Below are 22,270 nucleotides of genomic sequence, written 5' to 3'. Positions count from 1 at the left end.
GCAAGCACACTGAGCGCTCGGAAGACGGACACAGCACGAAGGCCGGCGGTGAGGGAATCTCACCGCCGGCCTTCGGCGTTTCACGACCGGACCGCCGGGGGCGCGGTCCTAGGCCGTCACTGGCACTTCTGGCCGCTGTTGATGCAGTTGACCATCTTGTTCATCAGGTTCTTCGAGAAGAAGTTGATGAAGTCGTTGTGGTCGGTGATCGGCTTGTGCAGGTTCTCCGGGAAGGAGTCCACCGCGTACGCGTTCACGACCTGGCCGTTCTGGATCTTGGGAGCCGGAACGTTGTAGACCAGTCGGACCTGCAGCTGGGGGATCGCCTTGAAGCCGTTCGCGCAGCTGCCGTCACCCTGCACGAAGGCCACGTGCGTACGGTGGTTGGCGCTGTCGATGTTCTTGCCGTCCCAGCAGCTCTGGAAGTTGGACGTGCGCACGACCTGGCTGCCCTGCGGGCAGATCGGGTACTTGTCCTTCAGCTGCACCTTGTTCTCGAAGCCGGTGCAGCTCCAGTTCACGTTGGCGTTGGCGTTGCCGTTGACGAAGGCCTTCGCGTCACCGGTGATGATGCGCAGGGCCGTCGGCATCGCGACGACGTTGCCCTTCTTGTTGCCGACGAACTTCAGCTGCGCCTGGGCGGGCTGAAGGATCTTGCCGACGTTGCCTTCCTTGCCGCCGCCGTCCTTGTTCTGGTCGAAGTCCTGCGAACCGTCCTGGACGCGGAGCACCGGCCAGAAGTACGAGGACTTGTCGCCCTGGTTCTGGCAGCTGGTGCCGGCGCCCGCCAGCTCCTGGTCGCTCGCGAAGGCGTCGTTGTTCTGGTTGCCGACGTAGTCGTGCAGGTGGTGCGCGCCGTTGGTGACACCGGGGGCCACGATCACGTTGTCCGTGTTGTGGTTGTCGTTGCCGTTGGTGCCGCACTTGGTGGTGAAGGAGCCCTTCGAACCGCCGTTGCCGTTGGCGGCGAGTCCGTTCTGGCCGACACCGAGCTGGGCGTTGTTCCCGGCCTTGGTGATGTCCACGAAGTCCGCCGCGACCGGGCCGTTGCCGGCCTGACCGCCGTTGCCCTGCTGACCGCCGTTGTTCTGGCCGCCGTTGTTCTGCTGGCCGCCGTTCTGCTGCTGGCCGCCGTTGTTGTTCTGGCCGCCGTTCTGCTGCTGGCCGCCGTTGTTCTGCTGGCCGCCGTTCTGCTGCTGGCCACCGTTGTTGTTCTGGCCGCCGTTCTGCTGCTGGCCGCCATTGTTCTGCTGGCCACCGTTCTGCTGGCCGCCGGCGTTGGTCTGCACGACCTGCGGCGTGCAGCCCGACAGCTGGTTCAGGTTCGCGGCCTGCCCGCCGGCCCGCTGGATGTTGATCCGGATGCGGTCGATCGTGGCGGCCCGCTTTTCCTTCAGGGGGCCGAGGATCGCGTTGTTCACGAATCCGGGGTCACCTGCCTGGGCCTGACGGGTGGAGGCGAGCCGGGCGTAGGCCTCGGTGATCTGCTTGTCCAGCAGCGCCAACTCCTGGTCGACACCAGAGCGTGCGCCCCTGGGCACGTTCGTCAGCTTCTGCCCCACGTCGGGGCAGGAGATGGTCGCCACCTGCCCGGCCGCGGCCTTGACCTGGTTGTTCTGCGACGAGTTCTTCTCGTGCGCGGAAGCGTAGAAATTCGCCCAGACAAGCCCGCCCCCACCGAGCGCTAGGGCCGCCGATGCTGCTATGGCCTTGCCGGCCATCGATGAACGGCGTTTACGTGTGTTGCGTCCCATGGAACTCCTCTGACTTCCTTGCGGGGCAGCATTGAGGCGCCCGACAGGAGTGAAGCGGCGTCCATCCATACGCATGCCGCCCCGCAGGTGTTCAGCGGTCTCAGAAATTGATGAGAGGTCCGTGGAACAATTCGACCCCAACGCCCCCACAGGCGACATAGCCAACACGCCTGTGTCTCAAGGGAGTTGTGTGGATCACGCCTCCTCCAGGCGGGCGAGCACCTTCGCCTCCACCTCCGGGTCCAGTCCCTTGCTCGTCCGGTCGGGACGCTGGGGAGCGGTGCCGCCGATCGCGCCCAGCCATCGCCAGGTGTCGGCCACCGTCTCCCCGACGGGCCGGCAGTCCAGCCCCGTCGCCACCGCCCGTGAGACGTCCGCGGCGTACACGCTGTCGTGCATCTCGCTGTCCGGCGGCACCCACATCGGCAGTTGCGTCCACGGCTCGATGCCCGCGTCCAGGATCACCTGCGGCTCGGCCCACCGCAGTTCGGCGGCCCCGCCGGTGACCTGCACGCAGGATTCGAGCAACTCGCCCATGGTCGCGTGCCTTTGGGGGCTCATCAGGTTGTAGGGGCCGCTCAGTTCCCGCTCCACCGCCCCGACGGTCCACTCGGCGAGGTCGCGGACGTCGATGTACTGCAGGGGCAGCTCGCGGGGCCCCGGCGCCAGGACCGGGCCGCCGCGGGCGATCCGGGTCAGCCACCAGGGCAGCCGGCCGACGTTCTCGTACGGGCCGATGATCACGCCGGCCCGGACCAGCACCGAGGCCTCGGCCCCGAACGCGGCGATCGCCGCCAGCTCGCCGCCCCGCTTGTCCCGGGCGTAGTCGGTCTTCTCCGCGTCGGGCTCGGCGCCCTCGACCACGGCCGCGTCCTCGGCGTACCCGGCGGGCGGGGCGTACGCGTACACCGAGCAGCTCGACACGTACACGTACCGGCGGGCGCGGCCCCGCAGCAGCCGCGCCGCCTCGTGCACCGCGCGGGGCGCCCCCGACCAGGTGTCGACGACGGCGTCCCACTCGCCCTCCGCGAGGGCGGCCAGGCCCCCGGACGCCGTGCGGTCGCCGACCAGCGACCGTGTCCCGGGGGCGGGCGTGTGCCGCCCCCGGTTGAAGACCGTCACGTCCCAGCCGCGCCCGAGGGCCGCCTCCACGACGGCCCGTCCCACGAACTCCGTACCACCCAGTACCAGTAGTTTCATGCCGGTGACTGTGCCCGGCCCGGGCACGGGAGGGAACCCCGGTCTGCCGACGGCAGAACAGGTCGACGGGAGCGGGGCGTCCGGGGCCGGCGTCCGGTCAACGCCCGGTCGGCGGCGTGTACTTGTAGCCGACCCGGCGCACCGTCTGGATCGAGTGGCGGTGCTCCGCGCCCAGCTTGCGGCGCAGCCGGGCGACGTGGACGTCGACCGTGCGGCCGTCGCCCACGTGGCCGTAGCCCCACACCGTGGTGACGAGCTGGTCGCGGGTGTGCACCCGGTTCGGGTGCGCCACGAGGTGGGCGAGCAGCTCGAACTCCAGGTAGGTCAGGTCGAGTTCCCGCCCGTCGACGAAGGCGGTGCGCTGCACGGGGTCGACCCGCACAGGCCGGTCGTCCGTGTCCGCCTCCACTGCGGCGGTCACCGGGGCGGCGGTGTCCTCCGGCCGGTCGGGCACCGCCACCGGCAGGAACGGCGGCTGCTGGTCGGCCGGGACGAGCACCAGGTAGCCGACCATCTCGGGCCGTCCGGGCAGGGCGGGCAGGGTGTGCTGCGGGGCGGGCAGCCAGGTGGCGCCCGGCGGGAGGAAGTCCGCGACGTCCACCACCTCGTCCCGGTCCACGGCCCGCAGCCGGTGACGGGCGGGCACGGGGGCGGTCGCGGCGCCGGAGACGGCCGGGGCGGAGAGGGGAGCGGCGGAGAGAGAACGAGTGGTCGCCATGAGAGGTCAGCTCTTTCGCGCGAGGAGTTCGTCGGGAGGACGACGGCCGCGATTCGTGGTCGGGCCTGTCGAGGGACGTACGTCGTGCGCGCTGGCCGAAGGCCGGGGTGAACGGCTTTAAAGGGCCTGCGCGTTCCTCACGCGGCAACACACCCGGTCGAAGTCGTGATGCTGACGGGAAGGCCAGAAGGGCTCGAGGTCGTAGCGACCCGAGGCGCAGAACTTCTGGAAGCCGGTCATGTGCCCATTGAAGCAGACACACGCCCGTCACAGCAGACTCCTCTCACAGCTTGGACGCCTCGCCCGCGTCCGTGTGGCGTGAAGTCGCCGTCGGCGGGGACGCGGAAGGGGCGTCCACCGCCGACGACGGTGGACGCCCCTTCCGGGAGCGCGAGCGGGATCAGACCTGGCCGGCCTTCTCCAGGGCGGAGCAGCAGGTGTCCACCAGCAGACGGGTCACCGTGTACGGGTCGACGTTGGCGTTGGGGCGGCGGTCCTCGATGTAGCCCTTGCCGTCCTTCTCCACCTGCCACGGGATGCGCACCGAGGCGCCGCGGTTGGAGACGCCGTAGGAGTACTCGTTCCACGGGGCGGTCTCGTGCAGGCCGGTCAGGCGGTCGTCGATGCCGGCGCCGTAGTTCTTGACGTGGTCGAGCGGCTTGGAACCCTCGCCGAGCGACTCACACGCCGTGATGATCGCCTCGTAGCCCTCGCGCATCGCCTTGGTCGAGAAGTTGGTGTGCGCGCCGGCGCCGTTCCAGTCGCCCTTGACCGGCTTGGGGTCGAGGGTCGCCGAGACGCCGAAGTCCTCGGCGGTGCGGTAGAGCAGCCAGCGGGCCACCCACAGCTGGTCGGAGACCACCAGCGGGGACAGCGGGCCGACCTGGAACTCCCACTGACCGGGCATGACCTCGGCGTTGATGCCGGAGATGCCCAGGCCCGCCTTCAGGCAGTTCTCCAGGTGCGCCTCGACGACGTCACGGCCGAAGATCTCGTCCGCGCCGACACCGCAGTAGTAGCCGCCCTGGGGGGCCGGGAAGCCGCCCTTGGGGAAGCCGAGCGGGTAGCCGTCCTTGAAGAAGGTGTACTCCTGCTCGATGCCGAAGATCGGCTCCTGGTCGGCGAACCTCGCGGCGACCTCGGCCAGCGCGGCGCGGGTGTTGGTGGCGTGCGGGGCGAGGTCGATGTCGAGGACCTCGCACAGCACCAGGACGTCGTCGCCGCCGCGGATCGGGTCCGGACAGACGAAGACCGGCTTGAGCACGCAGTCCGAGGCGTGGCCCTCGGCCTGGTTGGTGGAGGACCCGTCGAAGCCCCAGATCGGCAGCTCGGCACCCTTGGCGTCGTCCGCGAGGATCTTCGTCTTCGAGCGAAGCTTGGCGGTCGGCTCGGTGCCGTCGATCCAGATGTACTCAGCCTTGAAGCTCACGGGCCACATCCTTCGGGGGTGTGTCAGGGCGCGATGCGGGTGCTGCGGCGCTGCGGCACTGGGGCGCCGCGGTTCGATGTGCGCGAGCTTGTCAACAGGCGATTTCCCGGCCGTTGCCCGAGTGTGAACCCCGTGTTACCTGGTGGTGCCGTGACCCGCCCCAGGGCGTGAGACCGCCCGCGCGCGTGCGGCGGCTCGTATGCGAGCGGTCCCGCCTGTTCGTGGCCGCGAACAGAACGGGACCCACTGCGACACATACGAGGTGACGGCCCGGGCGGGCGAGCTTGCTCGCGGGGAGACGGACGTCCGGTCGGACGCGTCCCCTCACGTGCCCCCGCTCGCCGCGCCCTCCGGTAGGGGCCGGCGCCTCAGCGAGTCACCTCTCGTCGCCGCCTCACCCCACCTTCTCGATCACAGCCCGGCGGATCAGGAACTTGCCGGGCTCACGGACCTGTTCGAAGGCCGCGTTGTTCAGCAGCACACAGCTGCCGGACACCGACGTCACCTCGACGGTCGTGGACTTGTTGTTGTCGAGGTTGGTGACCTTCAGCTTCGTCCCCGCCGGGAACTGGTTGCTGGACGCGGCCGGGGCGCCGCCCTCGCCGGAGAGGGTGACCGTCGAGCCGTTGCAGACCTGCTGACCGGAGGCGGCGCCACCGGCACCGCCGCCGTTCCCGGCAGGGGCGCTCTGCGCGGGGGGTGCCGCGGACTGGGCGGGCTGCGAGGGCTGCGCGGGCTGGGCCGACTGCGCCGGCTGCGTGGTCTGGGAGCCCTGAGCCGACTCCCCGACGACGCAACCGGACGCCTCCTGCTGCACCTTGATCTGCGCGATGACCGCCTCGCGGTTGGCGATCCTGGCCGCCGACTGCGCGTCGGGCTTCGCCTGCTGGTCCGCGATGAACCGCTGGTTGTTGCCGAGAGCGGTGGCGAGACCCTGACAGACGGTCGACTCGGCGGCCGTCTGCGGGCTCTGCGCGGCGTTCGAGGTGGTCGCCATGACGAAGGCCCCGCCTCCCGCCACGCTCGCGGCGCTCACGAACAGAGCGAGCTTCTTCTTCGTGCTGAGAGTTCTCCTGCGCGACATGCGCGCCTCCTGAGAGGTAGGGGAGCGTACGCCGCTATGTACGAGATCCCGAACGAGGTTACTCAGTGGTCACGGAAGCCGGTCGAGTGGCGCGCGTCACAACTGCCCCCCGGGGAGCCGCTGTTACCGGGACAGAGCGTCCCGAACGGCCTCGTCCGTGCGGGCCACGACCGCCGTGCCGTCGTCCGCCGTGATGATGGGGCGCTGGATGAGCTTGGGGTGCCGGGCGAGCGCACTGATCCACCGCTCGCGCGAACCGGCGTCCCGTTCCCACTCCTTGAGCCCGAGCTCCACGGCTTCGGCCTCCCCGGTGCGGGTGATGTCCCACGGCTCCAGGTTCAGCCGGTCGAGCACGCCCCTGATCTCGTCCTCGCTCGGCACGTCCTCCAGGTAGCGGCGGACGGTGTACTCGGCTCCCTCGGCGTCGAGCAGGCTCAGCGCGCTGCGGCACTTGGAACAGGCGGGGTTGATCCAGATCTCCATGGGTTCACGGTATCCGCAGGGGGTGCGGCCGGAACGCTCGGGAGGCCCCGAAAGCCCCTGTGGCCAGGGGCTTTTGTCAGTGGTCGGCAGTAGAATAGAAGCAGTGTTCGAGGGTCCCGCCGGAGTCGCCGGCGGGCGCCCTGACCGCGACAGGAGGATGCCCGTGCCCGCTGCCGCACTCGACCTGCCCCACGTCCCCGTCCAGAAGAGGGCGCTGCCGCCCGGCCGGCCGCGCGACTGGTACATCACCCACAACCGCCGCCTGAAGGCGATGCGCCTCGCCATCGCCCTCCTCGACTCCGGCGTCTACCTTCCCGGCCAGGCCCGCAACGAGAGGATCCGCAGCACGGCCCGACTCCTCGGCATCCACCCGCCGTCGGACACGACGTGCCACATGGTGCGAGCCCTGATGCGCTACTCCCGCTGACCCCCCGGCCGGGCGCCCGCCCCATCGGCCCGCGCCCGGCCCACCCGACCTACCGTGCCACCGGGACCTCCGGCGTCACGACGGTGCCGTACTTGGCCGATGCCTGCGTCACGTACTCCTCCAGACGGGCGCCCAGCCGCTCAGGGGTCAGGTCCGTTCGGCCCAGGTCCCTCCACGGACCCGCCAGTTTGGCCGCGTCGGGTGCGTAGCCCAAGGCGTCGAGCAGGAGCCAGTACAGGTGGTCGGGTCCGTCGGCCAGGCGGCGGCCGCCGTGCGCCTCGTAACGCTCACGGAAGCCGAGCCCGTGCTCGGGACCGTGCAGCAGCGCCAGCGCCGTCGAGCAGTGGGCGACGTCCAGATCGGCCGGCCCCCACGAGGTCTCCACCCAGTCGACGATCCCGCTGATCCGCGGCCCGTCGCCGGCGTCGTCGAACAGCACGTTGCCCGGATGGAAGTCCCGGTGCAGGAAGCACCCTTCGTACGACGGCGGTTCGCGGCGGATCACGTCCACCGCCCGCTCCCACGGCGCCCCCTCCGGCGCCCGCACCCGCTCCGGTGACGTCCAGGCCTGGTAGGCGCGCGGCAGCGGATCCGGCACGACCGCGTGGATCCGGGCGAGCCCGCCCGCCAGCAGGTCGAGCCGCCGCTCCAGGTCCTCTTCGTCCACCCGCACCCGGCCGGGCAGCAGGGACGCCAACAGGCTCGGGTGGTCGCAGTGTTCGGCCGTCGCGTCGACGGCGACCAGCCGTGCCGACGGGATCCCCTCCTCCCCGGCGAGCAGCCTCAGCACCGACGCCTCGCGCTCCAGCAGCCCCGGCGCGTGACGGCGGAAGAACGGCTTCACGAACGTCCTCAGCACCAGCCCCGTGCCGTCGTCGAGCGTCAGCCGGCGCATCTGCGCGCTCCAACCGCCCTTCAAAGGTTGGGAGTCGCGCACGGTCCGGCCCCGCGGCACCTGTTCCGCCAGCCAGGAGCGGGTCGCGGTCCAGCCGCGATCACTCAGACCGGTCAGCAGCGCCGACGCGAACTCCTTCGCGTCGGACGGATGATCCCGGAACCACAGACCCAACCGGTGCTCCGCTTCCGGGAGTTCGAAGCGGGTGTACTGCGCGCGCGTCGCCAGGGCATCCTGCACGGCCTCCGTCACCGCCGCCGGGATCACCGCGTCCGTGCCCGGCACGGCGAGCACCGCGCGGCCCTCGAAGTCACGCAGCGCCGAGAGCGCGGGTGAGTCCCGCCAGCTGTCCGCCGTGCGGATGACCGCGCTGAACCGCCCGTCCCCCTCACCGAACGGCTCCTCCCACGCCTCACCCGCGTACACCGCCGGCGCACACAACCCCACCGCGGCCACCCGACCGCCGTAGTGCGCGACCAGATCGGCCACGGTGTGCCCGCTCATGCTGAACCCGGCCAGCACCAGCGCCCCGTCCGCCGGGACGAACGCGTCGATCACCGACACGGCCTGCTCGAACCGCCGCCGCAGGCTCGACTCCCGCAGCTCACCGCTGCTTTCACCGTGCCCGGAGAAGTCGAAGGCGAGCGAGCGGCAGCCGTGCGCCGCGAACTCGCCCACCAGCGGCAGGAGTCGGGCCGCGCTGCTGTCGCCGGCGCCGTGCAGAAGGACGACGGTGCCGGCGGCGCCCGGGCCGCCGCCGGCCTGGACGCCGCTGAGACGTTCACCGCCGTGCTCGTGCAGAAAGGGCGTCAGGGAGAGGGGCTGCTCGCTCATCCGCCCATTGACTCACGCCGCCCGGCCCCTCGGAGCGCCGTTCCGCGCCGAAAAGGAGATGCACGGCGAGTGACGGACTCCTTACGCTGAGAGCACCCCCCACCGCATCACACCACCCGCACCCCATCCATCACGCCCTACGACCACGCACAGCCACCCGATCCCCGACCAGGAAGGAGGCACACCATGGGTACCGTCGTCCTCTCCGGCACCGTCGTCCTGGTGGTCCTGGGATTCGGCAACCACCTGTACTGGCTCGCCGCCGTCGCCGTCCTCTTCCTGTACGTGCGCCACGGACGCGACGCGACCTCCCAGGCCGCTCCCGGCCCCACCCCGAGTGCCGGGCCCACCTCCTACAAGGCCTACCGTGACCGCCGCGACCAGCAGGCCAAGTGGGAGCGGCGCTACCGCAGGGAGCGTCCCGTCGAGTCCCGCCGGCAGGACCGCGAGCGCGCCAACTGAGGCGCACCCGCCCGGGAGTGGGCGCCCCCGGCCGTCACAGGCCGGGAGCGCTCCGCAAGGGGGTGCCTGGTGGGGTCAGGCGCCGGGGTCGACCTCGGGGTGCGTGAACCGCACGGGCTGGCCCAGGGACCGGGCGTAGCCGATCTCGGCCCGGGTGCTGTCCCCGATGTAGTCGCCGACCACGAGCACATCGTCAGCGAGCCGGATCTTCGCCCGGTGCAGGTCGTCGAGTCGAACCTTCAGCGCCTCGGCCTCGACGGGATCGGACCACAGTTCGTGCGGCGACTTCAGGTCGCACCCCGGCTTGACGACGATCTTCCCGGCTTCGGTCTCCCGCAGATCGGCCTCGGCCATCTCGGCCATGAAACGGGTGGAGCCGCAGATCGCGACGATACGCGGGAGGCTCAGCCGCTTCTTCGCGTCGGCGAGTGACTCCTCGGGGGTGAGCGGTCGCGGGTATGATATCGGTTTGATCCCTCGGGTCACAGCTCGGTCGGGTCACTGCTCACTCGGGTCACTGCTCAGTCGGCCAGTCCGGGTGCGCCCCAGATGGGGAACCAGCGCGACTTGTCGGGCTCGATCCGCAGATCGGCCCTGAGCAGGGCGGCTGTCTGGATCTCCAGCGCGTTGTCGCGTTTCCCGGGGTCGGAGCGGATGCACAGCGGATAGAACGTACCCCTCTTGTAGAGGTACACCAGCCCCAGTGTCCGCCCCGTCTCGTCGCGGAAGCCGGCCAGGGAGCACAGGAGTTGAGGGCCGAAGCCGTTGGCCTCCATCGAGCTGTTCACCGCGTGCAGGTCGTTGACGAGCAGCGACAGCTCGTCGGGCGCCCGGCGTGAGACCAGCCAGGAGTAGCCGTAGTCGTCCCGGGCGAGTTCCACCGGCGGGCCCGTGCGGTCGGCGTCCGCGTCGAGGAGGGCCTGCACCTCGCGGTGCGTCTGCTCGAACGCGGCGCCCTCGACCGTCGCGAAGCACACCGCGCCCTGCCCGGTCGGGGTGAACCCGGTCGCCGCCTCCAGCGTCACCGCCGCCGACGGCAGCGCGAACAACTGGTCGAGATCGGGCGCGACCGGCTTCGTACGGCCGAGGAGGATGTCGAGCAGCCCCATGCTCAGCCCGCCTTCCCGGGAGCCGCCGCCCCGCCCAGCTCGGCCGAGATCCGGCCCAGCTGGTCGAGCCGCTGCTCAAGGCTCGGGTGGGTGGAGAAGTACCGCTCGAGACCGGGCTCCCTGCCGGACGCCGGGGTGAAGTAGAAGGCGTTGAAGGCCTGGGCCGTGCGCAGGTCCTTCGTGGGGATCCGGGCGATGTCGCCCGAGACCTTGGTGAGCGCGGCCGCCAGTGCCGAGGGCCGGCCGGTGAGCAGCGCCGCCGCCCGGTCCGCGGCCAGCTCCCGGTACCGCGACAGCGCCCTGATCAGCAGGAAGCTGACCGCGTACACGGCCGCCGAGACGCCCATCACCGCGGCGAAGACCATCGCGGTGTTCTGGTCCCTGCGTCCTGTGCCGAAGACCTGCGAGTAGAAGGCGAACCGCACGATCAGGCCCGCGATCACACCGAGGAAGGACGCGACGGTGATCACGGCGACGTCCTTGTGCGCCACGTGCGACAGCTCGTGCGCGAGCACGCCCTCCAGCTCCGCGGGCTCCAGCCTGCGCAGCAGCCCCGTGGTCACGCAGACCACGGCGTGGTCGGGGTCGCGCCCGGTCGCGAACGCGTTCGGCATGTCCATCTCGGACACGGCGACGACCGGCTTCGGCATGCCGGCCATCGCGCACAGCCGGTCGACGACCGCGTGCAGCTCGGGATACTCCTCGCGTTCCACGACCCGCCCGCGCATGGCGAACATCGCGATCCGGTCGGAGAACCAGAACTGCGCGACGAACATCGCCGCGATCAGCACGACGACCAGCAGCCAGGACTTCAGCAGGACGATCAACGCGGCGACGAAGGCCACGTACAGCAGGCCGAGCAGGAACATCGTGACCGTCATCCGCACGGTCAGGCCCCGGTCGCCCTGGAAACGGCTCCGCATCTGCATCACCACCCCGCGCTCAGGCACTCGTCCCAAGCCCAGTGTGCCCCCACACACCCCATGACCGGGTCGCGCCCGCACCTAGGTGCCGCAAAGGGTCACGGGCGAAACGCCCGCGAGGGCCTCTCTAGTACGGCGACCGGTACTGCGCGTACCCCAGCAGGAAGATCACCGCGGCCACGCAGCCCAGCACGATCGTCGTCGACACCCAGGACGATCTGCGCGGTGCGGCCGGGGTCGGGTCGGCCCGGAACGGCTGCGGCTCGGGCGGGTTCTCCTTCCAGCGGGCGGCCAGCATCCGGGCCCGCGCGGAGGGCTCCTTGTGCTCCGCCGCGTCCGCCCATCTGAGGTCGAACTCCCTCTCCACGTCGTCCTGTTCGGACATCCCCGTCTCCCCGTCGCCTCTGTCGAACAGCTGTGCACGAACCATACGACGACCCGCCGGGCCCCTGCCAACGAAACGACGGCGCCCCCGCCCTGAGGAACAGGAGCGGGGGCGCCGGGAGCCTCACGCGTCACGCACGCGCGGTCCGGTCACACGTCGAAGTACAGCTCGAACTCGTGCGGGTGCGGACGCAGCTGGAGCGGCGCGATCTCGTTGGTGCGCTTGTAGTCGATCCACGTCTCGATCAGGTCGGACGTGAAGACGTCACCGGCGAGCAGGAACTCGTGGTCCGCCTCGAGGCGGTCCAGGACGGCCGGCAGCGAGGTCGGGACCTGCGCGACGCCCGCGTGCTCCTCGGGGGCCAGCTCGTAGAGGTCCTTGTCGATCGGCTCGGCCGGCTCGATCTTGTTCTTGATGCCGTCCAGGCCCGCGAGCAGCAGCGCGGAGAACGCCAGGTACGGGTTGCCGGAGGAGTCGGGCGCGCGGAACTCGACGCGCTTGGCCTTCGGGTTGGAACCCGTGATCGGGATACGCATGGCCGCGGAGCGGTTGCGCTGCGAGTACACCAGGTTGACCGGCGCCTCGAAGCCCGGGACCAGGCGGTGGTAGGAGTTCACCGTCGGGTTGGTGAAGGCCAGCAGCGACGGGGCGTGCTTGAGGATGCCGCCGATGTAGTAGCGGGCCATGTCCGACAGGCCCGCGTAGCCGGCCTCGTCGTAGAACAGCGGGGAGCCGCCGGCCCACAGCGACTGGTGCACGTGCATGCCCGAGCCGTTGTCGCCGAAGATCGGCTTCGGCATGAAGGTCGCGGTCTTGCCGTTGCGCCAGGCGACGTTCTTCACGATGTACTTGAAGAGCTGGAGGTCGTCGGCCGCGGCGAGCAGCGTGTTGAACTTGTAGTTGATCTCGGCCTGGCCGGCCGTGCCCACCTCGTGGTGCTGGCGCTCGACCTTCAGGCCGTTCTTCTCCAGCTCCAGGGAGATCTCGGCGCGCAGGTCGGCGAAGTGGTCGACCGGCGGGACCGGGAAGTAGCCGCCCTTGTAACGGACCTTGTAACCGCGGTTGTCCTCCAGCGCACCGGTGTTCCAGGCGCCGGCCTCGGAGTCGATGTGGTAGAAGGACTCGTTCGCGGAGGTCTGGAAGCGCACGCTGTCGAAAACGTAGAACTCGGCCTCGGGGCCGAAGTACGCGGTGTCCGCGATACCGGTCGACGCGAGGTAGGCCTCGGCCTTCTTCGCCACGTTGCGCGGGTCACGGGAGTACTGCTCGCCCGTGATCGGGTCGTGGATGAAGAAGTTGATGTTCAGCGTCTTGTCACGGCGGAACGGGTCCACGCGCGCGGTCGACAGGTCGGCGCGCAGCGCCATGTCGGACTCGTGGATCGCCTGGAACCCGCGGATCGACGAGCCGTCGAACGCGAGCTCCTCGTCCGGGTCGAACGCCTCGACGGGCACCGTGAAGTGCTGCATGACGCCCGGCAGGTCGCAGAAGCGGACGTCGACGAACTTGACGTCCTCGTCCGCGATGAACTTCTTGGCCTCGTCGGCGTTCTGGAACATCCAGCTCCTCCTACTCCCGACCGTCGCGCCGGGGTGGTAGTTCGTTCGTGCGGCCAGTGCGGTGGCACACGCTGACCCCGACCCTAGGGACGGGTGATTTCTCGGGCGTGACCCATTTGTTTCGCAGAAGTTAACCGCCCTCGGTTCCACCGTAGCCCCGCCGGCGGGCGCCGCCACCCCCGCCGTGCCCGGGTCGTACGCGGGCGCAGTACCGTGGTCGGGTGGACAACAGGCAAGCACTCGGATCGTGGCTGTCCGGGCCCCGCGCGGCCATGGAGGACGCCGGCGCCGACTTCGGGTACCGGGGCGAGCAGCTCGGCCTGCCCGAGTCGGGACCCGGCTCGATCGCCCGTCCCGGCCGCCGGCTCGGCGCGCTGGCCGTCGACTGGGGGCTGTGCCTCCTGATCGCATACGGCCTGATCACCGACGGCTACGGGCAGGCGACCAGCAACTGGGCGTTGCTCATCTTCTTCGTGACCGGCGTGCTGACCGTCGGCACCCTCGGCTTCACCCCCGGCAAGCGGCTCTTCGGCCTGCGGGTGGTCGCCCTGGACACCGGCACGGTCAACCCGCTGCGCGCCCTGCTGCGCACCGCGCTGCTCTGCCTCGCCCTTCCGCCCCTGATCTGGGACCGCGACGGCCGCGGCCTCCACGACCGGCTGGCCAGGACCGTCGAAGTGCGGATCTAGATCTAGAAGGACTTCAAAGAGAAGAGACGAAGGAGGGGCGCCCGGTCGATCGGGCGCCCCTCCTTCGTCGTCGACGGGGGTCGGACAGGGGTCAGCGGGTCTTCGGGCCGCCCCTCGGCATGCGCATGCCCTTGGGCATCGGGCCCTTGGGCAGCGGCATGTTGCTCATCAGGTCGCCCATGGCGCGCAGCCGGTCGTTGGTGGACGTCACCTGGGGGCCGGTCAGCACCCGCGGCAGCTTCAGCATGGTGGTCCGCAGCTTCTTCAGCTCGACCTGTCCCTCGCCCGTGCCCACGATCAGGTCGTGCACCGGGACGTCCGCGACCACGCGGTTCATCTTCTTCTTCTCGGCGGCCAGCAGGCCCTTCACCCGGTTCGGGTTGCCCTCGGCGACCAGGACGATGCCGGCCTTGCCGACGGCCCGGTGCACCACGTCCTGGCTGCGGTTCATGGCCACCGCCGGGGTGGTGGTCCATCCTCGGCCGACGTTGTCCAGGACGGCCGCCGCAGCGCCCGGCTGGCCTTCCATCTGGCCGAAGGCGGCCCGCTCGGCCCTGCGGCCGAACACGATCGCCGTCGCGAGGAAGGCGAGCAGGAGGCCCAGGATGCCGAGATAGATGGGGTGGCCGATCAAGAAGCCGATCGCGAGGAAGACACCGAAGGTGACGATTCCGACAGCCGCGAGCACAAGACCGATCTTCTTGTCGGCCTTGCGAGTCATCTTGTAGGTCAGGGCGATCTGCTTCAGTCGCCCGGGGTTAGCGGCGTCCGCCGCCGTGTCCTTCCTCGCCATGCCACGCAGTCTACGTGGCCCCGGCGGCGCCGACGACGGCAGTGTCCGGCTGCTGGAAGGCCGGGCCGGTCAGGAGGTGACGGAGGTGAACTCCTCGAGGACGCGCTGCGCCTCGAAACGGTCCTTGGCGCGGCGGCGGTCCTCCAGCACGGAGGTCCAGGCGTTGCGCCGGGCGGTGCGCTGGCCGCCGCTCATGAGCAGGGACTCGACGGCGCGCAGGGCGTCGGTGAAGGAAGGGATCGCGGTGGCGCGGACGGGCGCGGCCTGCATGTGGAGGTCCCCCTCGGTGCGGCTTGGGCACGAAACGACGTGATCGACGTGAAGTGGTACCAGCGTCACTGTTTGGTGTTACCAGGGCGTGACCGACCGGTCAAACGTCCATGAAGCCCCGGTGCGCTGGGCATAAACGCCGACGCGGCCCTGACGTATGCCCTCATCTGCGAGGACGGTCAGGACCGCGTCGTTTCGGCCGCTACCGGCCAGTAGCCGCTTGTGCCCGAATTCACACGCTTGCCCGGCGGCCATCCGGGGAACGGTGATTGACCCGGCGTCAGACGGCCTGGGCTGCCGCGACCTCGTCGCCGAGCCGCGAAGCGGAGGACTCGCGCGACTCCATCGCCATCCCGTAGAGCCGGCCGGCGCGGTACGACGAGCGCACCAGCGGGCCCGACATCACACCGGAGAAGCCGATCTCCTCGGCCTCCTCCTTCAGCTCGACGAACTCCTGCGGCTTCACCCAGCGCTCCACCGGGTGGTGGCGCACCGAGGGCCGCAGGTACTGGGTGATGGTGATGAGCTCGCAGCCCGCCTCGTGCAGCTGGCGCAGCGCCTCGCTGACCTCCTCGCGGGTCTCGCCCATCCCGAGGATCAGGTTCGACTTGGTGACGAGCCCGTAGTCGCGGGCGGCGGTCAGCACGCCGAGGGAGCGCTCGTAGCGGAAGCCGGGGCGGATCCGCTTGAAGATGCGGGGCACGGTCTCGACGTTGTGCGCGAAGACCTCGGGCCGGGAGTCGAAGACCTCGCGCAGCAGCTCCGGGACGGCGTTGAAGTCGGGGGCGAGCAGCTCGACCTTGGTGTGGCCGCCCTCGCGCCCCGCGGTCTGCTGGTGGATCTGGCGCACGGTCTCCGCGTACAGCCAGGCCCCGCCGTCCTCCAGGTCGTCGCGGGCGACGCCGGTGATGGTGGCGTAGTTCAGGTCCATGGTGACCACGGACTCGCCCACGCGGCGCGGCTCGTCCCGGTCGAGGGCCTCGGGCTTGCCGGTGTCGATCTGGCAGAAGTCGCAGCGCCGGGTGCACTGGTCGCCGCCGATGAGGAACGTCGCCTCGCGGTCCTCCCAGCACTCGTAGATGTTGGGACAGCCGGCTTCCTGGCAGACCGTGTGCAGGCCCTCGCTCTTCACGAGCTTCTGCATGGCGGTGTACTCGGGACCCATTTTCGCCCGGGTCTTGATCCACTCGGGCTTGCGCTCGATGGGGGTCTGGCTGTTGCGGACCTCCAGGCGCAGCATCTTGCGTCCGTCGGGTGCGACTGCGGACACGACCGGCTCCCTAGCGATTGATTCTTCGGCGGCTTTAAGCGTACGCCCGTTGATTCGAAACCCGGTGCGGGTGTCGGCCCCGCTGGGGGCGGCCGCCCCCAGGCCCCCGCTTCGGCCTGACGGCCTCGTCCTCAGACGCCGGACGGGCTCAGGGGCTCCTCGATGACCCGCGGCTTCAGGTCCGCGTTCCCCAGTACGTCCGTCAGATGGCGCTCCACGACCGGCAGGACCTCCTCGATGGTCACCTCGCGGCCCAGCTCGTGGGAGAGGGAGGTGACGCCCGCGTCGCGGATGCCGCAGGGGATGATCTTGTCGAAGTTGGATGTGTCCGGGTTCACGTTCAGAGCGAAGCCGTGCATGGTGACGCCCTTGGCGACCCGGATGCCCATGGCGCAGATCTTGCGGTCCTCGCGCCGCTGGCCGGCGTTGGAGGGGGCGTACTCGGGGCCGTTGAGGCGGGGGTCGAACTCGTCGTCGGTCAGCCGGGGGTCGAAGTCGAGGGAGAGCCCGCCCAGCGCGGGGCGCTGCTCCACCGGGTCGCCGAGGACCCAGACCCCGGCCCGGCCCTCCACCCGGCTGGTCTCCACGCCGAACTCCGCGCAGACCCGGATCATCGCGTCCTCCAGGCGGCGCAGGTGGGCGACGACGTCCACCGGGCGCGGGAGCTTCTGGATGGGGTAGCCGACCAGCTGGCCCGGGCCGTGCCAGGTGATCTTCCCGCCGCGGTCCACGTCGACGACCGGCGTTCCGTCCAGCGGCCGCTCGTCGTCCGCCGTGCGCCGGCCCGCCGTGTACACCGGGGGGTGCTCCAGCAGCAGGACGGTGTCGGGGACCTCGTCGGCGAACCGGGCCGCGTGCACCCGGCGCTGCTCGTCCCAGGCCTCCTGGTACTCGACGGCGTCCGCGCCGAACCCCATACGCACGAACCGCAGCTCGCTCACGGTGAAGCGCCTCCCTAGACGTGACTGGCGCGAACCGCGCCCACGCCACTGTACGTCCGCCCCCGGCACGTCAGCCGTGCGGCCAATCCTCACACGATCGGATGAATGAACGTCGAGATGTGCGACCGCATGCTCACGCTCAGCTACATTCGCGCCGTTCACGAGGCCATTAGGGCTGCTCACAGGGCAATCCGGGCACTTCAGCAGCCCGGAAGGCAGGAGACCGCACCGCAGATGACGGAACGACCCGCGCAGCGCACTCCCAACCGCCAACTCGCCGCGCTCATCGCAGAAGCGGGCTTCTCCAACGCGGGTCTGGCCCGGCGCGTCGACCAGCTCGGTCTCGAACACGGCCTGGACCTCAGATACGACAAGACCTCCGTCACCCGGTGGCTGCGCGGTCAGCAGCCCCGGGGCACCACTCCCGCCCTGATCGCCGAGGTCTTCACCCGGCGCCTGGGCCGCCGGCTGACCGCCCAGGACCTCGGCCTGGACGCCTGCGCGCCCGTGTACGCGGGGCTGGAGTTCGCCGGCACGCCCGAGGAGGCCGTCGACATCGTCGGCGGGCTCTGGCGCAAGGACTCCGGCAGCCATGCCGAACTCCGCAAGATCGCCTTCACGCCGGCGGGTCTCGTGGTGCCCAGCCGGGACTGGCTGATCGGGCGCGCGGACGACAGGGTCGCGCGCGAACAACCATCGGCGGGGGCCGTGGCCCCGGCGTCGGCCCCCGCCGCCGCGGGAGCCGGGGCGCTCCCCGCGCCGGGCGGCGCTGCGGCGGTGGCCCGGGTGCCGTCCCAGGCGCGTCCCGGGAGCAGGCCCGCCGCCCCGCCGGGCGGCGTCGGCAGGGCCGGGCCCGGCGGCTCCGGGGTCCCCCGGCAGCGGGGCCCCGTCGAGCGCGGCCCCGGCCAGCGGGTCACCGGCGGCGACATCGCGGCGCTCCGCTCCGTCGGCGAACTCTTCCGCACCCTCGACGACATGTACGGCGGCGGCCACGCCCGCCAGGCCCTCGTGCGCTACCTGGAGCACGAGTGCGAGCCGATGCTGCGCGGCGCCTACGGCGAGCAGACCGGACGCCGGCTCTTCGCCGCCGCCGCCGACCTCACCCGCCTCGCCGGCTGGACCTCCTTCGACATCGCCGCGCACGGGCTCGCCCAGCGGTACTTCGTACAGGCGCTGCGGCTGTCGCAGGCCGCGGGGGACCGGGCCTACGGGGCGTACGTGCTGGTCACCATGAGCCGCCAGGCCGTCTACCTCGGCCACGGGCGGGAGGCGGTGCAGCTCGCGCGCGTCGCCCAGCAGGGCGTCGGCGGCGGCGCGCCGCCCGTCGTCCAGGCGCTGCTGCACGCGGCGGAGGCGCGGGGGCACGGGACGCTGGGGGAGGTGCGGGCGTGCACCGCCTCCCTGGTGCGGGCGGAGCGGGCGCTGGAGACGGCCAAGCCGGGGGACGAGGTGCCGTTCTGGGCGCGGTTCTTCGACGAGGGGCAGCTCGCCGACGAGTTCGGGCACTGCCACCGGGACCTTCAGCAGTTCCGGGCGGCGGCGCAGCACGCCGAACGGTCCCTGCGGCTGCGCCCCGCAGGGTACGCGCGCAGCCGGCTCCTGTGCCGGGTGGTGCTGGCGTCGGCGCGACTGGGCCTGGGGGAGCTGGAACAGGCGTGCCTGCTGGCGGCCGAGGCCGCGGGCCAGGCCGCCGAGATGCGCTCCGTGCGGGCGGTGGAGTACGTACGGGACTTCGAGCGACGCCTGGAGCCCTACCGGGACGCGGGCCCGGCCAGGGTGTACCGCGAGAGGGTGGCGGCACTGGGCTGACGACGGCGGCGGGGGCGGGCGGTCGCTTCGCCCGCCCCCCGGCCCGCGTGGGCGGGATCCCCAGGGCCCCGCCCCCGCGTTCAGGCCGCTGCCTGCCGGGGCGCCGTCGGCGCGGGGTCGGCCGAGTGGAGGGACCCGGCGGCCCCGAGGTCGGCCAGGATCGCCGCCGCCGCCCGATGCGCCGAGTGCAACGCCCCCTGCACGGTGCTGCTGTCCCGGTGGTCGCCGCACACGTACAGCCCCGCCAGCAGCCGCACCGGCCGCCGAAGGTCGTGCGGAGCCGGCATCGCGGGGACCGCCTCCGGGGTGTGGTGCACGGCGAGCGTCTCCCAGCGGGCGGTCGGGACGCCGTACAGCCGGGCGAGATGGATACGGACCGCGGTGTCCACACCGGGCGGCGGCGGGCCGAGGACCGTCGAGGAGATCAGCGTCCGCCCGGCCGGCGCCCGGCTCGGGTCGACCCCGCTGACCACCGCCGTGTGGGCGACCGGGCCGCCCCGGTCGGCGTCCAGGACCAGCGAGGCCCCGGTCGCCGGCGGCTCGTCGGTCGTGTGGTGCAGGACCGTCACGGGGTGGAAGTCAGGCACCCGCAGCCCGGGCAGCAGCTCCGCCGCCGTACGGGCGTCGGTCGCCACCAGCACCGCCCGGCAGCGGAACACCCCGTGCTCGGCGGTGGCCACCTCGGTCGTCGACACCGAGGTGACCCGCACCCCCGTGTGCACGGTCCCCGCCGGCAGCGTCCGTGCGAGCAGCTCCGGCAGCACGTCCGCGCCGCCCTCGGGCAGGCACAGCCGCCCGGCGGCGAACGCGTGCAGTGCCAGGTCGGCGCACCGGCTGGAGGTGGTGAGCTCCGGGTCGCACAGCAGCGCGGCGAGCAGCGGACGCAGGAAGCCGTCGATCGTACGGGCGGGCAGCCCGCGGGCCGCCAGGGCCTGCGCGGCCGGCGCCTCGGGGCGGCGCAGCAGCTGCTCCACGGGTGTGGCCGCGAGCCGGGTCAGCGCGGCGCCGAGCCGCGCCTGGTCCACGGCGGTGCCCAGCGGCGCCCCCGCACGCACCCGCGGCGGGACCGCCACGGCCCCGGGCGCGGCGGCACGCGGCTTGGACAGCCCCCCGGGACGAGGCAGCGCCCCCGGCCGAGGGGCGCTCGCCAGGGCGCGCACGGCGTGAAGTGCGCCCCTCGCGCTCCGCGCACCTCCCACGCCCGGCTGTGCGCCTGCGCGGTGGCGGCTCCCGTCGCTGTGCAGCAGCACCCCCGGGGCGAACGGACGCAGCACCAGCGCGTCCAGCCCCGGGGCGAGCGCCAGTTCGGGATACGCCGTGGACAGCAGCTGTCCGATGCGGTCGAGCCGGAAACCGTCGACCTTCTCGGTCGCCATGCGGCCGCCCACACAAGGGGCGGCCTCCAGGACCGTCGTCGTCACTCCTGCGCCGGTCAGCCGATGCGCCGCGGAGAGACCGGCGACCCCGGCCCCCACGATGACGACGTCTGCCTGGTAAGCGGGCTCAAGCACGTGCCCCTCCTCGCCTCGAGGTTGCGCGGCCGGTGGAGACGTGATGCCCCCAACAGGCTTCCGGGATACCCGAGTTCGGATCGAGGGTAGGGCCGCGAACGGTCGGGAACAGTCGCACATGGACGGGGCACGGTCGCACGGCGGTCGCATACGGCCCTCGGTCGAAAACACCCGCCCCGACAGTGAACTGAAGGTGCCTCAGGCGGCGCGCAGGGCGTCCTCGATCCCGGGGAACGCGAAGGTGAACCCGGACTCCAGCAGCCGCTTCGGCACCACCCGCGCGCTGCCCAGCACATCCCCGGCCATCTCGCCCAGCGCCGCCCGCAGCACCGGCGCCGGCACCGGGAGCAGCGTCGGCCGGCGCAGCACCCGCCCCATCGCCGCCGTGATCTCACGGTTTCTCAGCGGCTCCGGCGCGGTCAGGTTGAACGGCCCCGACAGGTCGTCCCGGTCCAGCAGATGCCGCAGCGCCGCGACCTCGTCGTGCAGCGACACGTACGACCAGTACTGCCGTCCGTCGCCCATCCGCCCGCCCAACCCGGCCTGGAAGAGCGGGAACAGCCGCCCCCAGGCGCCGCCGCCCCGGGCGACGACCAGCCCGGTGCGCGCGAACACCGTCCGCACGCCCGCCTCAGAGGCCGGGGCCGCGGCCGCCTCCCACTCCACGCACAGCTCCGGCAGGAAACCCCGCCCGGCGGGCGCGTCCTCGTCGACGATCCGCTCGCCCGTCTCGCCGTAGAAGCCGATGGCACTGCCGTTGACGAGGGCCCGCGGCCGGTCCCGCTCGGGCAGCGAGGCCACCGCGCGGGCCAGCGCCGCCGTGCCGTGCACCCGGCTGTCGTGGATCCGCTGCTTGTAGGCGTCCGTCCAGCGGTGGTCGCCCACGCCCGCACCCGCCACGTTGACCACCGCGTCGCACCCGGCGAGCCCGGCCTCGTCCACCCGCCCGCGCTCCGGATCCCAGCGCACCTCGCCGTCGCCCCGGGGCGCACGGCGCACCAGGCGCACCACCTCGTGCCCGTCCGCGGCCAGGGACCGCACCAGGGCGCCGCCGATGAGACCGGACGCGCCGGCCACCACGATTCGCGTAGCTACCATGCCGCCATCCTGCCCGGAACCCGCGGAAAACCCCGCCCCGAACCCGGCGGACGGACCATAGGGTGACCCGCATGCCCACCGCCCCCGACGCCCCGCGCACACCCCCGCGCCCGCACTACGACGCCCCGCGCATACGCCCGGCCCGGCCCGCCGACGACGACGCCCTCGCCCTTCTCGACCGGCTCACCTGGTCCCCGCTGCACGCCGTCACGCCCGAGCCGCAGCCGCCGTACGGGCCCTTCTTCGACGAACGCCACCTCCCCGAGGACCACTTGGTCGCCGAACTCGGCCCCCGCCTCGTCGGCTATATCCGCCTCGGCTTCCCCACCGGCCTCGCCTGCAACGCCCATGTCCGGCAGATCCAGGGCCTCGCCGTCGCCGACGAGGCACGCGGCCGCGGAGTGGGGCGCGCTCTGCTCCGCGCGGCCGTCGAGGAGGCCTGCCGGCGCGGCGCACGCCGGCTCACCCTGCGCGTCCTCGGCCACAACGCCCCCGCCCGGGCGCTCTACGCGTCCGAGGGCTTCGTGGTGGAGGGCGTCCTGCCGCAGGAGTTCCTGCTGCGCGGGGAGTACGTCGACGACGTCTTCATGGGGCGCCCCCTGTAGACGCCGCGCCCGGCGACGCCGG

General features: G+C 71.8%; 23 protein-coding genes. 5 read left to right on the top strand and 18 right to left on the bottom strand.

Annotated features, from left to right (window positions below):
- Positions 1 to 116: 116 nt before the first annotated feature.
- The 6 genes from ACFYXA_RS14960 to ACFYXA_RS14935 form a co-directional block, all read right to left on the bottom strand.
- Complete coding sequence (locus ACFYXA_RS14960) at positions 117 to 1,754, bottom strand: DUF1996 domain-containing protein (RefSeq protein ID WP_389032536.1); 1,638 nt, start codon at positions 1,752 to 1,754, stop codon at positions 117 to 119.
- Between the two features lie 195 nt (positions 1,755 to 1,949).
- A complete protein-coding gene (locus ACFYXA_RS14955) occupies positions 1,950 to 2,954 on the bottom strand; it encodes an NAD-dependent epimerase/dehydratase family protein (protein WP_389032533.1) in 1,005 nt (334 codons plus the stop codon).
- A gap of 97 nt (positions 2,955 to 3,051) precedes the next feature.
- Positions 3,052 to 3,672 carry a winged helix-turn-helix domain-containing protein gene (locus ACFYXA_RS14950; RefSeq protein ID WP_389032530.1) on the bottom strand — a complete coding sequence of 207 codons (621 nt, stop codon included), beginning with the start codon at positions 3,670 to 3,672 and terminating at the stop codon, positions 3,052 to 3,054.
- A 400-nt stretch (positions 3,673 to 4,072) separates the two neighbouring features.
- On the bottom strand, positions 4,073 to 5,101 hold the full coding sequence (glnII, locus tag ACFYXA_RS14945; RefSeq protein ID WP_352249912.1) for a glutamine synthetase: 1,029 nt from the start codon (positions 5,099 to 5,101) through the stop codon (positions 4,073 to 4,075).
- Positions 5,102 to 5,495: 394 nt separating this feature from the next.
- Positions 5,496 to 6,185 carry a hypothetical protein gene (locus tag ACFYXA_RS14940; RefSeq protein ID WP_352249910.1) on the bottom strand — a complete coding sequence of 230 codons (690 nt, stop codon included), beginning with the start codon at positions 6,183 to 6,185 and terminating at the stop codon, positions 5,496 to 5,498.
- A gap of 123 nt (positions 6,186 to 6,308) precedes the next feature.
- Entirely contained in the window at positions 6,309 to 6,668 is a 360-nt protein-coding gene (locus tag ACFYXA_RS14935; protein WP_352249908.1) for an arsenate reductase family protein, read from the bottom strand.
- Positions 6,669 to 6,825: 157 nt separating this feature from the next.
- Here ACFYXA_RS14935 and ACFYXA_RS14930 point away from each other — a divergent pair, with 157 nt between their 5' ends.
- Positions 6,826 to 7,095, top strand: a complete 270-nt coding sequence (locus tag ACFYXA_RS14930) for a hypothetical protein (protein WP_352249906.1) — start codon at positions 6,826 to 6,828, stop codon at positions 7,093 to 7,095.
- 49 nt (positions 7,096 to 7,144) lie between these two features.
- On the opposite strand, the gene ACFYXA_RS14925 is transcribed toward ACFYXA_RS14930, so the two are convergent.
- On the bottom strand, positions 7,145 to 8,824 hold the full coding sequence (locus ACFYXA_RS14925) for an alpha/beta fold hydrolase (protein WP_352249904.1): 1,680 nt from the start codon (positions 8,822 to 8,824) through the stop codon (positions 7,145 to 7,147).
- Positions 8,825 to 9,010: 186 nt separating this feature from the next.
- Between ACFYXA_RS14925 and ACFYXA_RS14920 the strand changes: the two genes are divergently transcribed.
- Positions 9,011 to 9,286, top strand: a complete 276-nt coding sequence (locus ACFYXA_RS14920) for a hypothetical protein (protein ID WP_352249902.1) — start codon at positions 9,011 to 9,013, stop codon at positions 9,284 to 9,286.
- Between the two features lie 75 nt (positions 9,287 to 9,361).
- Here ACFYXA_RS14920 and ACFYXA_RS14915 read toward each other — a convergent pair whose 3' ends face one another.
- The 5 genes from ACFYXA_RS14915 to glnA form a co-directional block, all read right to left on the bottom strand.
- Positions 9,362 to 9,751, bottom strand: a complete 390-nt coding sequence (locus tag ACFYXA_RS14915) for a hypothetical protein (RefSeq protein ID WP_389033405.1) — start codon at positions 9,749 to 9,751, stop codon at positions 9,362 to 9,364.
- Between the two features lie 56 nt (positions 9,752 to 9,807).
- Positions 9,808 to 10,395 carry a hypothetical protein gene (locus ACFYXA_RS14910; RefSeq protein ID WP_389032523.1) on the bottom strand — a complete coding sequence of 196 codons (588 nt, stop codon included), beginning with the start codon at positions 10,393 to 10,395 and terminating at the stop codon, positions 9,808 to 9,810.
- Between the two features lie 2 nt (positions 10,396 to 10,397).
- On the bottom strand, positions 10,398 to 11,324 hold the full coding sequence (gene htpX / locus ACFYXA_RS14905; protein WP_352250011.1) for a zinc metalloprotease HtpX: 927 nt from the start codon (positions 11,322 to 11,324) through the stop codon (positions 10,398 to 10,400).
- A gap of 121 nt (positions 11,325 to 11,445) precedes the next feature.
- Complete coding sequence (locus tag ACFYXA_RS14900; protein WP_352249896.1) at positions 11,446 to 11,703, bottom strand: hypothetical protein; 258 nt, start codon at positions 11,701 to 11,703, stop codon at positions 11,446 to 11,448.
- A gap of 149 nt (positions 11,704 to 11,852) precedes the next feature.
- Entirely contained in the window at positions 11,853 to 13,262 is a 1,410-nt protein-coding gene (gene glnA, locus ACFYXA_RS14895; RefSeq protein WP_130437118.1) for a type I glutamate--ammonia ligase, read from the bottom strand.
- A gap of 221 nt (positions 13,263 to 13,483) precedes the next feature.
- Between glnA and ACFYXA_RS14890 the strand changes: the two genes are divergently transcribed.
- Positions 13,484 to 13,951 (top strand): RDD family protein, encoded by a 468-nt coding sequence (locus ACFYXA_RS14890; protein ID WP_130437119.1) that lies wholly within the window; start codon positions 13,484 to 13,486, stop codon positions 13,949 to 13,951.
- 91 nt (positions 13,952 to 14,042) lie between these two features.
- Here the strand turns inward: ACFYXA_RS14890 and ACFYXA_RS14885 are convergent, their stop codons facing one another.
- The 4 genes from ACFYXA_RS14885 to lipB form a co-directional block, all read right to left on the bottom strand.
- A complete protein-coding gene (locus ACFYXA_RS14885; protein WP_352249893.1) occupies positions 14,043 to 14,744 on the bottom strand; it encodes a DUF4191 domain-containing protein in 702 nt (233 codons plus the stop codon).
- A gap of 69 nt (positions 14,745 to 14,813) precedes the next feature.
- Positions 14,814 to 15,014 (bottom strand): hypothetical protein, encoded by a 201-nt coding sequence (locus ACFYXA_RS14880; protein ID WP_130437121.1) that lies wholly within the window; start codon positions 15,012 to 15,014, stop codon positions 14,814 to 14,816.
- A 280-nt stretch (positions 15,015 to 15,294) separates the two neighbouring features.
- Complete coding sequence (gene lipA, locus ACFYXA_RS14875) at positions 15,295 to 16,284, bottom strand: lipoyl synthase (protein ID WP_352249891.1); 990 nt, start codon at positions 16,282 to 16,284, stop codon at positions 15,295 to 15,297.
- 131 nt (positions 16,285 to 16,415) lie between these two features.
- A complete protein-coding gene (gene lipB, locus ACFYXA_RS14870; RefSeq protein ID WP_351093345.1) occupies positions 16,416 to 17,225 on the bottom strand; it encodes a lipoyl(octanoyl) transferase LipB in 810 nt (269 codons plus the stop codon).
- Between the two features lie 234 nt (positions 17,226 to 17,459).
- Here lipB and ACFYXA_RS14865 point away from each other — a divergent pair, with 234 nt between their 5' ends.
- Positions 17,460 to 19,034 carry a regulator gene (locus ACFYXA_RS14865; RefSeq protein WP_389032517.1) on the top strand — a complete coding sequence of 525 codons (1,575 nt, stop codon included), beginning with the start codon at positions 17,460 to 17,462 and terminating at the stop codon, positions 19,032 to 19,034.
- An 80-nt stretch (positions 19,035 to 19,114) separates the two neighbouring features.
- Here the strand turns inward: ACFYXA_RS14865 and ACFYXA_RS14860 are convergent, their stop codons facing one another.
- Both ACFYXA_RS14860 and ACFYXA_RS14855 read right to left on the bottom strand, forming a co-directional pair.
- Complete coding sequence (locus tag ACFYXA_RS14860; protein WP_352253530.1) at positions 19,115 to 20,545, bottom strand: NAD(P)/FAD-dependent oxidoreductase; 1,431 nt, start codon at positions 20,543 to 20,545, stop codon at positions 19,115 to 19,117.
- Between the two features lie 198 nt (positions 20,546 to 20,743).
- Positions 20,744 to 21,643: a TIGR01777 family oxidoreductase gene (locus ACFYXA_RS14855; RefSeq protein ID WP_352253532.1), complete on the bottom strand. Its 900-nt coding sequence runs from the start codon at positions 21,641 to 21,643 to the stop codon at positions 20,744 to 20,746.
- Between the two features lie 71 nt (positions 21,644 to 21,714).
- On the opposite strand from ACFYXA_RS14855, the gene ACFYXA_RS14850 reads away from it, so the two are divergent.
- Positions 21,715 to 22,248, top strand: coding sequence for a GNAT family N-acetyltransferase (locus ACFYXA_RS14850; protein WP_352253534.1), 534 nt, complete (start codon positions 21,715 to 21,717; stop codon positions 22,246 to 22,248).
- The last annotated feature ends 22 nt before the right edge of the window (positions 22,249 to 22,270 follow it).

Source organism: Streptomyces sp. NPDC002566, from assembly GCF_042889585.1.
Taxonomy (GTDB): domain Bacteria; phylum Actinomycetota; class Actinomycetes; order Streptomycetales; family Streptomycetaceae; genus Streptomyces.
The sequence above is the reverse complement of the archived record's forward strand: the minus strand, read 5'-3'. Positions and strand labels throughout refer to the sequence as shown.

Bases quoted from the DNA above. Each gene is read 5' to 3' on its own strand.
- ACFYXA_RS14960 (WP_389032536.1), bottom strand. From the start codon at position 1,754: ATGGGACGCAACACACGTAAACGCCGTTCATCGATGGCCGGCAAGGCC.
- ACFYXA_RS14955 (WP_389032533.1), bottom strand. From the start codon at position 2,954: ATGAAACTACTGGTACTGGGTGGTACGGAGTTCGTGGGACGGGCCGTC.
- ACFYXA_RS14950 (WP_389032530.1), bottom strand. From the start codon at position 3,672: ATGGCGACCACTCGTTCTCTCTCCGCCGCTCCCCTCTCCGCCCCGGCC.
- ACFYXA_RS14940 (WP_352249910.1), bottom strand. From the start codon at position 6,185: ATGTCGCGCAGGAGAACTCTCAGCACGAAGAAGAAGCTCGCTCTGTTC.
- ACFYXA_RS14935 (WP_352249908.1), bottom strand. From the start codon at position 6,668: ATGGAGATCTGGATCAACCCCGCCTGTTCCAAGTGCCGCAGCGCGCTG.
- ACFYXA_RS14930 (WP_352249906.1), top strand. From the start codon at position 6,826: ATGCCCGTGCCCGCTGCCGCACTCGACCTGCCCCACGTCCCCGTCCAG.
- ACFYXA_RS14925 (WP_352249904.1), bottom strand. From the start codon at position 8,824: ATGAGCGAGCAGCCCCTCTCCCTGACGCCCTTTCTGCACGAGCACGGC.
- ACFYXA_RS14920 (WP_352249902.1), top strand. From the start codon at position 9,011: ATGGGTACCGTCGTCCTCTCCGGCACCGTCGTCCTGGTGGTCCTGGGA.
- ACFYXA_RS14910 (WP_389032523.1), bottom strand. From the start codon at position 10,395: ATGGGGCTGCTCGACATCCTCCTCGGCCGTACGAAGCCGGTCGCGCCC.
- htpX (WP_352250011.1), bottom strand. From the start codon at position 11,324: ATGCAGATGCGGAGCCGTTTCCAGGGCGACCGGGGCCTGACCGTGCGG.
- ACFYXA_RS14900 (WP_352249896.1), bottom strand. From the start codon at position 11,703: ATGTCCGAACAGGACGACGTGGAGAGGGAGTTCGACCTCAGATGGGCG.
- glnA (WP_130437118.1), bottom strand. From the start codon at position 13,262: ATGTTCCAGAACGCCGACGAGGCCAAGAAGTTCATCGCGGACGAGGAC.
- ACFYXA_RS14885 (WP_352249893.1), bottom strand. From the start codon at position 14,744: ATGGCGAGGAAGGACACGGCGGCGGACGCCGCTAACCCCGGGCGACTG.
- ACFYXA_RS14880 (WP_130437121.1), bottom strand. From the start codon at position 15,014: ATGCAGGCCGCGCCCGTCCGCGCCACCGCGATCCCTTCCTTCACCGAC.
- ACFYXA_RS14865 (WP_389032517.1), top strand. From the start codon at position 17,460: ATGACGGAACGACCCGCGCAGCGCACTCCCAACCGCCAACTCGCCGCG.
- ACFYXA_RS14855 (WP_352253532.1), bottom strand. From the start codon at position 21,643: ATGGTAGCTACGCGAATCGTGGTGGCCGGCGCGTCCGGTCTCATCGGC.
- ACFYXA_RS14850 (WP_352253534.1), top strand. From the start codon at position 21,715: ATGCCCACCGCCCCCGACGCCCCGCGCACACCCCCGCGCCCGCACTAC.